This window comes from Streptomyces sp. NPDC051133 (genome assembly GCF_040682635.1).
Taxonomy (GTDB): Bacteria; Actinomycetota; Actinomycetes; order Streptomycetales; family Streptomycetaceae; genus Streptomyces.
In genome coordinates, this window is record NZ_JBFBBK010000021.1 from 138095 (window position 1) to 150015 (window position 11921).

Consider the following 11921-nt stretch of genomic DNA (forward strand, 5'->3'; position numbering starts at 1 on the left):
AGCCGTCCGAACGGGATGCGTCCGGACTGGATGCCCTCCTTCAGTACGCCTCTCGCGTCCGAGTGGCAGAGGTCGTCCCCTCCGAGGGGCACGGGGTCGTCGTGGACCTGTCCTGTGCCGACGAGCGTGATCGTCTGCGTGCGGCCATGGCGGTGGAGTCACTGCCCGGCTTCGTGTGCATGTGCTGGGGGGATGTCCGCTTCGAGTTCCTTGATCAACACGGTGGGCACCTCACGGTCGCGGTCCTCCACCACGGATCGGCACTTCGCTGGGAAGGCTGGGACAGCGATGCAGTACTTGCCGATGGCGGGACGCTCCTGTCGTGGCTGGACGAGCACGGCCTTTCTGGCCCCAAACGACATGCCGATGAGGCGCGGTCTCGACGCGACCAAGGAGGTGTGGAGGAAGCAGCCTGGATCGCGGCCGTGCCACCGGCACTGGAGACGCTTTCGCGGGCGATGCTCGCCCTCTCCCGGACGGGCACGCTCCCCTCGCCAGACCTACTGATCGAAGCGCAGGAGCGGCTACGCCGGGCAGTACCTGACTCTGTGAGCCGAGTACTGCTCCTCTTGGCATGGTGTGGCGCCGGCAGCGGCCGGTGCTCGGGGTTCCCTGTCCATGAACAGGTGCCAGGGCTGCTCCTCAAGCATGTGCCCATCACGGAGATCATCGCTGGACTGCAGGACCCGAGAGCCGATGGGCGCCACTACGCAGGAGCGGTACGTCATCTCGTGGGCTGGAAGAGCCGTCCTCGGCAGAGACGAGACGTGGATGCCCTCCCCGCTCCGCTCAAGGCCCGTCTGCTGCAAGAAGCCCAGGCGTCCGACGACCCTGACAAACAGTCCCGGGCAGAGCGCTGGCTGACGGGTAACCGGTCCAGTTGACAGCTGTCGCGAAAGGGATCACGGACGGCGAGCCACCGAATGCCCGCCACATTCGAACCGCCCCCGGCGCTGACTCACCCACGTGTAACCCGCCAGCCCGACCGAGCCGCGCACCATGAAGTCGGCCCACACGGAGACATCCCCCACGTGCAGGGCCATCCGCAGAGCCAGCGCTGTCAGCACGCCCGCAGCAACCAGCGCCAACGCATAGCTGATCAAGCCGCTGTGCTTACGGCCCAGCCAGGAACCCAGAAGCCCGGACGGAATCTGCACGAGCACATGGAAGCCAACGCAGGCGAGCAACATTGCGGCGAAGATCGCAAAGGGGGGTACATCTGCTGAAGGATCGCTCGCCGGTGCCGCGCCGTAAGCATCGAGAGCCCAGGCCGGAGGTATCAAGAAGCTGCACAGCAAGATCACACCACTCAGATGCATGGCGCCGAGATGCCGCACGACTCGACGGACCCTGCCTTGCCGGGCGTTACGTCCTCGCCGGAAGAGTTCTCGAGCAGGCGCCCGACCGTTTCGCGGCATGGGATCTGTCACCGGGTCAGCAGAATCGCTGCGGCCGACATGAAGAGCACGGACACGCCGCAGAACGCGAGGTGTGAGCGCGGGTAGTCGTACCGCTCGCGTGTCACACCCTGGTTGATTTCGTGCGCCCACTCCGCGAACAGCTTGCGAGTCGGGTACATGCCGATCGTCAGTCCGATGAGCGCGAACGAGCACAACAGGAGCATGTTCTCCAGGGCGAACCCGCGCCATTCGCCGTAGGACACCGCTCCGGTGCCACAGACCACCCAGATGAAGGGGTACGTCGTCCAAACTCTCTGGATCGGTACCCATTTCGCCATGGCGGAGCAGTGGATCACGAGTGCTGTGATGGCCAACAGCCACAGCCACTCCGTGGCAACCGACGTGAGCACGGACTTCCCCCTGAGTCATGTGATCTGCAGAGAGTAACAGCGAGGCGAGAGACAGTTGATGGGCGGCAGCCAATGCAACTTTTGGATCGCTGTACCAAATGTGCCACCATCGAAACGACGAGCCTGGAAGCGGTCGGATCGGTACTGTACGAGCGGGCCACCGCGCTCGGAGTCGAGATGATCCGGAACGCTCTCGTCACGGCTGTGGCGCAGGACGCCGAATCCGTCCTGGTCACGGCAGGCGGCCAGGAGTACCAGGGGTACTGGCTGGTGGGCTGCGACGGCGGGCGTAGCGCCGTACGTCAGCTCGTCGGCTTCGAATTCGTGGGCACCGAGCCGCTGTTCACCGGTTACGTCGCCAAGGTCACCTTCGCCGACCCCGAGCAGCTGCCGCTCGGGTTCAACCTGACGCCGAAGGGCATGTATCTGCGCACGCCCTTCGAAGGGCACCTGGGCATGATGGACTTCGACGGCGGCGCCTTCGACCGCTCCCGGCCGCTGACCCCCGAACACCTCCAGACCGCTCTGCGCCGCATCAGCGGCACCGACGTGACGCTGAGCGAGGTCCATCTCGCGTCCAGCTTCACCGACCGCGCGATGCAGACCACGACGTATCGCGAGGGCAGGGTGCTGCTCGCCGGCGACGCGGCACACATTCACTCGCCCCTGGGCGGTCAGGGTCTCAACCTCGGCATCGGTGACGCCGTCAACCTCGGCTGGAAGCTCGCCGCCACCGTGCGCGGCTGGGCACCCGAGGGCCTGCTCGACGCCTACACCACCGAGCGGCACCCCGTCGGCGCCGCCGTGCTCGACTGTTCCCGCGCCCAGGTCGCGACCATGGAGCCGGGCCCCAACGCCCCCGCACTGCGTCAACTCGTCCACGACCTGATGCGCACCACCGACGGAACGACGCACGTGCACCGAGAGACGTCCGGGCTGTTCAACCGCTACGACCTGGGCAGCGAAGAACCGCTCATCGGCTGCAGCGCCCCGGACTTCCGCTTCGAGACGGCACCCGCCCCGGTGAGCTGCTGCGCCACGGGCGGGGAGTCGCGCTCGACTTCAGCGCCGACCGTGCGCTGCAGGTCGCGGCCAAGGGGTGGTAAAGCCGGGTCTCCTACGCGGCCGGCCCGGCGCGCAACGACCTCGGGCTGGGGGCCGCGCTGATTCGGCCCGACGGCGTCATCGCCTGGGCGAGCGAGGCCGCCCCGCATCGCGTCACATTCGAGCAGGCGGCCGCCCAGTGGTTCGGTGCGCCGCAGGACTAGGGGTTGCCCGGTCGATCACATAAGTCGCCAAGCTGCCACTTCTTCTCGAAGGAGGCGTGATGGCACCCGAAACCGCCCCCGGCCCGCGCCACACCATGCTCGGCGGAGCCGAAGGCGCCTCCCCGTACGGCCCTTGGGAGCTCTACCTCAGCCAACCTGCCCCGTCGGCCGCACCGTGATGTGGTTGATGTCCACGCCCGCGGGCTGGTTGACGGCGAACACAATGGTGTCCGCGATCTGCTCGGCGGTCATCGTGGCGGCTGCCTCGGGGGTGCCGCCACGGGCGTGCCAGAAGGGGGTGTCCACGACGCCGGGGGCGACAACGGTGACGCCGACTCCGTCTTGGCCGACCAGGAGGCGGGTGTTCTCGGCGAGGGCGTGGGCGGCCCACTTGGTGACGGAGTAGAGGTTGCCGGGGGTGTGGCGGACGCCGGCGACCGAGCCGATGATCACGATCCGGCCCTGGGAGGTCCTCAGGTGGGGCAGTGTCTCCTGGATCAGCAGGGCGGGGCCCAGGACGTTGGTGAGGATCATGGCGCGCATGTCCTCAGGGGCGTGGGTCTCCAGGTTGCCGGGCAGGGAGAAACCAGCGTTGGCTATGACGTTGTCCAGCTGACCCCAGGTGTCCAGCACGTGGCGGACAGCGGCGGCGACATCATCCGCGTCGCCGGCGTCGCCGGTGATCGTCAGCAGCCGCTCGCCCGCCCTCGCGGTGGTGGCGAAGGCGGCCAGCTTGCCCGCGTCGCGTCCGGTGACGGCTACGCGGTGGCCCTGCTCGAGCAGGGTGCGGGCGGTGGCGGCGCCGATTCCGGTCGAGCCACCGGTGATCAGCGTGACGGGTTCCATGGGACGGCCTCCTCGGCGACGGGGCATCGGGGCAGAGCGCCTGCACTCTACCCAGCGATCTTCGACGCTCGCTCCCGGCCTTCTCCGACGGCTCCGCTCCTGACTGTGGATCAGGAGTCAGGCAGTGCCCTGCCGATCAGTTGAGGAGTAATTGTCAAATGTTGTGGACCTGGGCGAAGGTGTGCCAGCCTCGCCTGCGGTGCTCTCCGGGGGTTCCCAAGGTGTCACTCGGAGGGTGTCGAGGAGACCCGGTTGAAGAACCGTCCGGCCATGTCGGCTCCGATGACGGCGCCGTCGGCATTGCGGGTGAGGAAACCGCGCTGGCCGATCAGGCCGCCGCCGGTGACGATGTACTCGTCGCCGCTCCCGGGGAGCAGGCCGAGGCCGGCCGGCGGCAGGTCCGCCGGCAGCTCCCTGTCGGCCGCCGCGCGGATCTCCGGCTTGATCCGGCATTCAACCGTCATCGTGTCGCCGTCGGTGTCGATGATCAGCGTCATGAATTCATTCTCGTAGTGCCCGGTGATCTCCTGGGCGCGTTGCGGGTCGTGCGGGAGCGGGTCGGGGTCGCGCTCGACCACGCCAAGGTAGTGTTCGAGCGCCCAGCGGAGCACGGCCTGGTTGAACTCCAGGCCGTTGTCGGGCCCGGCGTTGGATGCCGCCACGACGGCGAAGTCCCGCTCCGGGACCAGCAGCAGGTTGGCGAACTGTCCGTTGGTCGATCCGCCGTGCCCGACGGTGCGCACTCCGTCCACGTCGCGCAGGAACCAGCCGAGGCCGATGGCGTGGCCGAGCGTGGAGCCGTGCAGCTCCACCGTCGGCTCCTGCATGCGCCTCGCCAGGTCACCGCCGCCGAGGTGGAACCGGGCCCAGCGCAACTGGTCGGAGACCGAGGACACCAGGCCGCCGCCCGGGTTGTTGCCGCGCGTGTCCTTCCAAGTCCGGGCGACCTTGAGCGCCCCTTCGCTGAGGTTGTGGCCCACAGCGAACCGGCGGGTGAGGGCCTGTTCGGCGGTGAAGACGCTGTCGGTCATGCCGGCCTGTTCCAGGACGAGTGAGGCGACAGCGGCCTCGTAGGTCTCGCCGGTGACGTTCTCGACGACCCGGCCGAGCAGGTTGTAGCCGAGCTGGCTGTAGGAGGCGCGGCCGCCGACTGGGCCGATCAGCGCCACCTCGGCCATGTTGGTCACTTCGCGGGCCAGCGCGTCGTCTCCGTCTCCGCTGTCGAAGACCATCCGGGTGTCCAGCCCGGCGGTGTGGTTGAGCAGGTTCAGGATGGTGATTTGCGCGGCCGCGTCCTCATCGGGGAGCCGGAGTTCGGGAACGTAGCGGCGCACTGGCGCCTCCAGCTCGACCCGGCCCTGCTCGACCAGGTGCATGATCGCGGTCGCCGTGTAGGTCTTGGTGACCGAGCCCAGCACGAAGAGTGTGTCCCGGTCGACGGGCAGCGGGTTGTCGATGTTCGTCACGCCGTGGCAGACGGTCAGTTCCCGTCCGTCCACCCCGACTCCCACCGCAGCACCCGGGATGCCGAGCTCCTTGGCCTTCTCCTCGATGAACTCCGCCAGCGCATCGTAAGACATCTCGATTCCCCCTCGATCGGTGCGGTTCTCGCACGGCGCCTCGGGCGTCGCGGCGACTTGCACTGTGTTCAAGTGGAGGCTAGCGAACGACTTGAACACTGTGCAAGAAGTTTCTTGAACGGCGTGCAAGTCGAGGGTTATCGTGAATCCATGCCCCGCAACACACTGACCCGCCAACAGATCCTCACTGCCGCCATCACCCTGCTGGACGCCGAAGGGCTGGAGGGCCTGAGCATGCGGGCACTGGGCCAGCGGCTGGGCTCGGCGGCCACCGCGGTCTACTGGCACGTGGGCAGCAAGGACAACCTCATCGCCCTCGCCGGCGACCAGCTATGGCACGAAATCGTGCTGCCAGACCCCGACGGGGTCGGCTGGCGCACGGCGGCCACCATGATGGCCAGCGACCTGTACGCGATGCTCACCCGCCACCCGTGGCTGCTGCAGGCCTTTGGCTCCCTCCTCATGTTCGGCCCCGGCAAGGCCCGCCACGACGACCACCTCCTCGCCATCTACGAAGCCGCGGGATTCGCCGGCCCCGCAGCCGACCAGGCCGCGGCCGCCGTGTTCACCTTCGTCCTCGGCAACGCCCTCGGCCCAGCCGCGACAGCCTCACTCACCCGCAAACTGCGGCGCGAAGGCAGCGGTGACGCCGAACAGGCCATCGGCGAGGCCCAGGCCGAGGCTCGCGAGATCGCCGCACAATTCCCTCGGCTGCGCGCCCGCCTCGACACCCACAGCGCCGACTACGGCGCGGCGCCCGACAACACTTTCCAAATCGGCCTTCAGGCCATCCTCGATGGGCTGGAGGTGCTGCAACGTGGGCCTACTCGGTGACCATCACGCGATTTCGAGCAAGGGGCCCTCGGCCCACGGGTTCAAAGGCGAGGCGGAGGGCGGTGGCCCTGTGGTCCAGGTGCCGCAGCACAGCGGACTGGGCCATGGTCTGATCTGGATCGGTCAGGACCTTCTTGACCAGAGCCGTCTCCTCAGCCGCCGGTGACCTGCACGAACTCGCGAAGGTGGGCAACGAGACGCAGGTGCTCGGCCGGCTCTTCCTGCGGGCGTCGTAGGGTCTCATGCGGCTTGCTCCTGACGCTGGACCAGGACGCCGTGCTCGAACCTCGCTCCCGCGCGGACGAGGGCGACGAGCTGGGCCCCGGTGATCGCGCGCCAGCGGGACCGGGCGGACTCGACGAGCTTGAACACCATGGCGAGCGCGGCGGCCGGGCTGCCGGCGCCGCGGGTGACCTTGGTGCGAAGCTTGACGGTGGAGAAGGTCGACTCGATGGGATTCGTGGTCCGCAAGTGGATCCAGTGCTCGGCCGGGAAGTCATAGAAGGCCAGCAGTTCCTCCTGGTCGTCGGCGATCTTCGCGCCGGCTTTGGGGAACTTGGCGCCGTAAGTCTTCGCGAATGCATCGATCGCCTACTCGGCGTGGGCACGGTCCTCGGCGTTGTAGATCTCCTGCATCGCCTCCGTCGCGCCCGGCTGTGCGGACTTCGGCAGGGCGTTCGTGACATTTCGGGCTTTGTGGACCCAACAGCGCTGATGCCGGGCGGCGGGGAACAGCTCGGCCAGGGCCTTCCACAGGCCCATCGCGCCGTCGCCGACGACGAGTTCGGGGTCGCGCATGCCGCGGCGGCGGCGGTCGCGCAGCAGATCGGCCCACGACTCGGTGGACTCGCGCAGCCCCTCGGCCAGGGCGATCAGCTCCTTGGTGCCGTCCAGGCGCACTCCGAGCAGGACCAGGACGCAGGAGTGGGCCTGGCCAAGGCGGACCTTGGGGTGCACCCCGTCGGCCCACACGTAGACGAAGTCGCTGTCCGCGAGGTCGCGCTCCTGGAAAGCGGCGTGGTCGTCGCTCCACTGCTTGATCAGCCGGGTCACGGTGGCCGGCGACAGCCCGGCCGAGGAGCCGAGGAACTGCTCGAGTGCGGGCACGAAGTCGCCGCTGGACAGCCCGTGCAGGTAGAGAAGCGGCAGCACCTCGCTGACCGCGGGCGACTTGCGGTACCACGGCGCCAAGACATTGGAGGAGAACCGCATCCGCTCGCCGGTGGCCTCGTCCACGCGCCGGTCGTTGACCCGGGGCGCGGTGACCTCGATCGGCCCGGCCGCGGTGGCCACGGTGCGGGACCGGTGGCGGCCATTGCGGACCACCAGACGGCGGCCACGCTCGTCGGTCTCCGCGGCCAACTCGGATATGTGCTGGTTGACTTCGGCCTCCAGGGCGGCGGCGAGCATCCGCGGTGCCGGGCGCCTTCGCGGACGATCTCGTCGATCAGGGAGCCGGTCTCGGTCGAGCCGTTGGCGGTCACTACGCTGAGCATGGGCGTGCCTTCCCAACCCGCGCCGCGAACGCGGGTCTACTCGGTGACTGGTCGATCAATCACCCGGGAAGGTACGCCCTTCGTGCGCTCCCGGGGCGCCGATCCACAAGTCCTGAGCATTGCTCCCAGTTGAGTCGTTGACAGGACTGTGGGACATAGGGGTGATCGGACCGACGCCCAGTGGGAGCGACTTGAGCCGCTCCTGCCGGTGAACAACCGACGCTGTGGCCGATGCACCGGAGTGCCGTATCGGATCCGACCAGCGTGCACTGGCACGATCTGCCGGATCTCAGGAACGCTCGGATCCGGGCGGAACTGATCGCCCTCCTGGCGGAGGTGGAGCAGGAGGTGAGGCGCTCGGCCGCTCACGCGGCGGCTTCAGAACGAACGGCTGCTGCCCGGCCCCGTCCAGACGCGGTGCAGCCGTCACCCCCGCAGCCCTGCTGTGGGCGTGACATGTGACGACGAATCTAATGCGCCCAGAAGCCGGCGAACTGTGCCGCCCACGATCGCGCCTTCTGTGCCTGGTCGTCGGTGATCTGGATGCCCGGGCCCGGGCTGTTCATCACGTTGTTCGGCAGGTCGCTGTGCGCCTGCGAGCCTGTGATCAGATGGCCGATCTCATGGGCGATGTTCGCGTCCTTGTCCGCGGTCGTGCCGGCGGCTATGCCGATGGAGCCGCTGCCGATCAGGGCCTGGCCGATGTGGTCCGAGTCCGGCGGGGCGATCCGCTCCATGAAGATCACTTTGAGGACGGGTTTGTCGGCGATGTGCTGCGGGTGGCCGGTCAGGGCGTCGTTGTTCTCTCGCAGGCGCCTGTCGGTCAGTCCGTCTCCGGACACCGGAGCGGCGTGCACGTTGTCGGTCTTGATGTCGATGTAGTTGACCAGCCGGAACCGGACCTTCGCGCGCCCCCAGATGCCGTCGGGTGATATCCAGCCGAGGTGTGTGTAGAGGTGCTCATTGTTGAGCGTGGGCCACACGTCCCATTGACGCTCGGCGAAGTTCAGCTCGCCGGTGCCGCCGTCGAGGCTCCGGAAGTTCGTGGTGGCGTTGAGCACGGGCACTTGGTCCCACAGCGCCATCTGGCCGGTCATCGAGATGTTCGAGACGGGAAACTGGTCGGAGAAGAAGCGCGCGACCTCGACGGGGACGAGGAGCACCTGCGGGTCGAGCGCGATGCGGCCCCGGGCGGCCACGTTGGCGGCGAAGCCCTTGCGGCTCTCGACGAGCAGCTTGACGTCGACGGGGCGGTAGCCGACGCGGATGCGGGACTGCAGCCTGACCTCCGCCCCGGTGTCGCCGCTGAACGTTCCGTCCACGGTGGGCCAGGCGAGTGCGTCGTCGCTGAGGGACCCGGCCCGGACGGGGCGCGGGCCTACGTCTGCCTCGCCGTTGCTGACGGAGAGGTGGACATCGCCGTTGGTGAACCGCCAGCCGTTGTTCTCCCGGTGCAGCTCCTGCGCCACCATCGCCTGCGCCGCCTCGGAGTTCACCTTGATCAGGTGGGTCGTGATCTCGACCCGGGGGTTGTCCGTGTCGACGAGCGTGACGTCGCCCTGGACGCCCGAGGAGCCCTCGACGACCAAGGAGGGCGTCTGGGCCGGCTGCACCGGGGGCTGCGGTACGTCCAGCGGCTTCAGCAGCCCCGAGAAGGCCGTCTCCTGCTGGGGGTAGCGGTCGTTGAAGCCTTCGAGGACCGAAGCCTCCAGGAGGCCGGTGTTGACGTCCTCGATGCGGCGAGGCGAGGGATCGCCCGGCGAATGCTCGTAGTTGAACACGATGACGTCGAGGAAGACGGGGCGTTTCAGCATGTTGCCGTCGAGCAGCGCGAGCAGGGCCGCGGACATCGCCGGGTACGGCGTGAACTCGGCGTTCCGCAGGAAGTCGACGAGGGCGGGTTTCGGGATGCTGAAGTCGATGCCCACTTTGTCGAGGGCGCGGATCACGCCTTCGGGATCGGTGTCGTTCGGCATGACGATCGTCCTTCGCGTCGGGGCCGTTCCGGCGCGGGGCCAGTGACGAGCCCGTGGGAGAGTGATCGCGATGTGCCTGCCGCAGACACTTCCGATCGTCTCATGGTGCGAGGCGCGGCGCGAGCGCAGCTCAGGAGGAGGGAATGGCTCAGCGGGCGGCTCAACGGACGGTCCCCGCGAGCCGTTGAAAGGGCCAACCGTGGCAAGTGAGTTCCAGCGCGACAAGCTCGTCAACATGTTTCGCGCGGTTCGATGCCGACGACAACGGCTACCTCGACCGGCGCGACTTCCAGGCCCTCGCGGACCGCTGGAAGGTCCTGCCCCACGTGGGACCGGGATCCGAACTGGCCGCACGGGTGGACACGCTCATGCGGGGCTGGTGGGACCACCTCGCGGCCCAGGTGGACATGAACGAGGACGGCGGGGTCGATCTGGACGAGGTCCTCGCCATGGTGGACCGGCTGCCGACGATGCGCGACGTCGTGGCTGCGACTGCCGAAACCGTTTTCGACGCCGTCGATGAGAACGGTGACGGACGGATCTCCCCTGCTGAGCATCAGCGGTTGGTCGACACGTGGCACGGCGAGAGCATCGACGTCGCCGACGTCTTCGATCACCTCGGCCGGGACGGGGACGGCTACCTGAGCCGCTCCGAGTTCACCGAACTGTGGATCCAGTTCTGGACCAGCGACGACCCGGCCGAGCCGGGCAACCAGCTTTAGCGTGAGGGCGCGAGGCTTTCCGCGAGGGGCTGGCGGCTACCAGCAATGCGGTGAGCACGAGAGGGGCCGCCGTCTGGTACCCCATCCACACCCACCCACCAGCGCCGCTGCCCTGCCACGCCATCAGGAGACCGGCAAGCGCCGTCAGTAGCCAGCCGCTGTCGTAAGCAACCATGAGCCGCAGGTATGTGCGCATCGGTCGGCTGCGCACCAGGCGGATCTCGGTCCCGCCACCGACCAGCAGCGCCAGGCCGGAGAGCGCCATCAGCCAGGGCGGCACGCCGAGCCGGTGGCCGAGCGGCGCGGCGCCGACTGCGCAGACACCGGCGAGCAACACCTTGAAGACGCCATCGGCGATGATCCCCACCGACTGGCGTGTCCCTGGCGACACCACATCCTGGGCCATGAGCGCTCCCCCTTGAAGCTCGTCGGTACTGGTTTCATAATTAGATTACGGCAATAATCGAATTATGAGAATGACGAGAGCGGAGGCCAGGGAGCGCAACCGTCGCGCCTTGCTGGACGCTGCCTTCCTGGTCGTCTCCCGAGACGGGTACCGGGCCAAGCTGGAGGAGATCGCCGAGCGCGCCGATCTGACCACCGGCGCCATCTACTCACTGTTCGGGAGCAAGAACGGCCTGGTGGTCGCCTTGGTCGCCGACCACCTGCGGCCGCACTACGAAGAGATCGAGCAGGCGGTTCCCGCCGGTCTGGATCTCCTCGAAGCGGTGGACGCCTTTGCCCGGTACTACCGACGCAGTTGCGACGCCGCCGACGCGCGGGCCGGGCTGTCGCTCCAGATCACCCTGCTGGATATGGCCCTGCACGACCCGGACCTCGCGTCCCAGCTCTCCACGTCCATCCGTACGCAGGAGAACCACCTGATCGAGTTGTTCACCGGGCGCTCGCACAACGCAGGCGTCGTGACGTCACACCAGGCGCAACGCCTGGTCACCGCATTCCGGGCGCTGTTCGTCGGCCTCAGCCAAGGCGTCATCCTCGGCCTCGCCGACGACGCCGACGAGCAGTACTTCGCCGATGCCGCCCGCGCCCTGGCATCCGACGTGTCCTCCCTCATCGATCTCGATGCTGATGCTTCCTGATGACCTGGAGGCGTTCACGGGACTGCGGAAGGAGGTGGGAGGCGTGACGTCGGCCATGCGAGCGGGATCACATCCTAAAGAGGGCCGTACCCCTGGACCCCCTGGAAGCGCAGCGGATGGCCCCCTCGCGGAGCATTCTGGACATTTCTCCGTAAGTGGGTAGTAGGTCACATCATTGCGTCCGCTGCGGGCGGCCGCTAATCATGGCTGTCGTCGCTGCGAGCCGGAAGCCTCCGGAGCGAGCGAATCCCCTGCAAGGGTCTGCCCGCCGACAGTGGCGGGTGGC

9 protein-coding genes and 2 pseudogenes are annotated in these 11921 nt (G+C 68.0%); 4 read left to right on the plus strand and 7 right to left on the minus strand.

What is annotated here, in order from left to right; all coding sequences use genetic code 11:
- Window positions 1–902: 902 nt before the first annotated feature.
- Window positions 903–1337 (minus strand): hypothetical protein, encoded by a 435-nt coding sequence (locus AB0N17_RS22700; RefSeq protein WP_366013233.1) that lies wholly within the window; start codon window positions 1335–1337, stop codon window positions 903–905.
- Window positions 1338–1426: 89 nt separating this feature from the next.
- On the minus strand, window positions 1427–1810 hold the full coding sequence (locus tag AB0N17_RS22705) for a hypothetical protein (RefSeq protein ID WP_366013234.1): 384 nt from the start codon (window positions 1808–1810) through the stop codon (window positions 1427–1429).
- A 72-nt stretch (window positions 1811–1882) separates the two neighbouring features.
- Here AB0N17_RS22705 and AB0N17_RS22710 point away from each other — a divergent pair.
- Window positions 1883–3078 (plus strand): annotated as a pseudogene (locus AB0N17_RS22710) (FAD-dependent monooxygenase).
- A 147-nt stretch (window positions 3079–3225) separates the two neighbouring features.
- Here the strand turns inward: AB0N17_RS22710 and AB0N17_RS22715 are convergent.
- Window positions 3226–3924 carry an SDR family oxidoreductase gene (locus AB0N17_RS22715; protein WP_366013235.1) on the minus strand — a complete coding sequence of 233 codons (699 nt, stop codon included), beginning with the start codon at window positions 3922–3924 and terminating at the stop codon, window positions 3226–3228.
- 224 nt (window positions 3925–4148) lie between these two features.
- The gene (locus AB0N17_RS22720; protein ID WP_366013236.1) at window positions 4149–5504 is read right to left on the minus strand and encodes a serine hydrolase domain-containing protein; all 1356 of its coding nucleotides are present in this window, start codon (window positions 5502–5504) and stop codon (window positions 4149–4151) included.
- Between the two features lie 150 nt (window positions 5505–5654).
- Here AB0N17_RS22720 and AB0N17_RS22725 point away from each other — a divergent pair, with 150 nt between their 5' ends.
- Entirely contained in the window at window positions 5655–6338 is a 684-nt protein-coding gene (locus tag AB0N17_RS22725; RefSeq protein ID WP_366013237.1) for a TetR/AcrR family transcriptional regulator, read from the plus strand.
- Between the two features lie 240 nt (window positions 6339–6578).
- Here AB0N17_RS22725 and AB0N17_RS22730 read toward each other — a convergent pair.
- A pseudogene (locus tag AB0N17_RS22730) lies at window positions 6579–7834 on the minus strand (IS256 family transposase).
- A gap of 470 nt (window positions 7835–8304) precedes the next feature.
- Window positions 8305–9810: a hypothetical protein gene (locus AB0N17_RS22735; RefSeq protein ID WP_366013238.1), complete on the minus strand. Its 1506-nt coding sequence runs from the start codon at window positions 9808–9810 to the stop codon at window positions 8305–8307.
- A 206-nt stretch (window positions 9811–10016) separates the two neighbouring features.
- On the opposite strand from AB0N17_RS22735, the gene AB0N17_RS22740 reads away from it, so the two are divergent.
- Complete coding sequence (locus AB0N17_RS22740; protein ID WP_366013239.1) at window positions 10017–10532, plus strand: EF-hand domain-containing protein; 516 nt, start codon at window positions 10017–10019, stop codon at window positions 10530–10532.
- Here AB0N17_RS22740 and AB0N17_RS22745 read toward each other — a convergent pair.
- Entirely contained in the window at window positions 10468–10938 is a 471-nt protein-coding gene (locus tag AB0N17_RS22745) for a hypothetical protein (protein ID WP_366013240.1), read from the minus strand. The genes AB0N17_RS22740 and AB0N17_RS22745 overlap by 65 nt on opposite strands.
- A gap of 70 nt (window positions 10939–11008) precedes the next feature.
- On the opposite strand from AB0N17_RS22745, the gene AB0N17_RS22750 reads away from it, so the two are divergent.
- Complete coding sequence (locus tag AB0N17_RS22750) at window positions 11009–11635, plus strand: helix-turn-helix domain-containing protein (RefSeq protein ID WP_366013241.1); 627 nt, start codon at window positions 11009–11011, stop codon at window positions 11633–11635.
- Window positions 11636–11921: the final 286 nt, after the last annotated feature.

What these genes read in the sequence shown, in the direction of transcription:
- AB0N17_RS22715 (WP_366013235.1), bottom strand. Translation starts at nt 3,924, where the DNA reads ATGGAACCCGTCACGCTGATCACCGGTGGCTCGACCGGAATCGGCGCC.
- AB0N17_RS22720 (WP_366013236.1), bottom strand. Translation starts at nt 5,504, where the DNA reads ATGTCTTACGATGCGCTGGCGGAGTTCATCGAGGAGAAGGCCAAGGAG.
- AB0N17_RS22725 (WP_366013237.1), top strand. Translation starts at nt 5,655, where the DNA reads ATGCCCCGCAACACACTGACCCGCCAACAGATCCTCACTGCCGCCATC.
- AB0N17_RS22735 (WP_366013238.1), bottom strand. Translation starts at nt 9,810, where the DNA reads ATGCCGAACGACACCGATCCCGAAGGCGTGATCCGCGCCCTCGACAAA.
- AB0N17_RS22745 (WP_366013240.1), bottom strand. Translation starts at nt 10,938, where the DNA reads ATGGCCCAGGATGTGGTGTCGCCAGGGACACGCCAGTCGGTGGGGATC.
- AB0N17_RS22750 (WP_366013241.1), top strand. Translation starts at nt 11,009, where the DNA reads ATGACGAGAGCGGAGGCCAGGGAGCGCAACCGTCGCGCCTTGCTGGAC.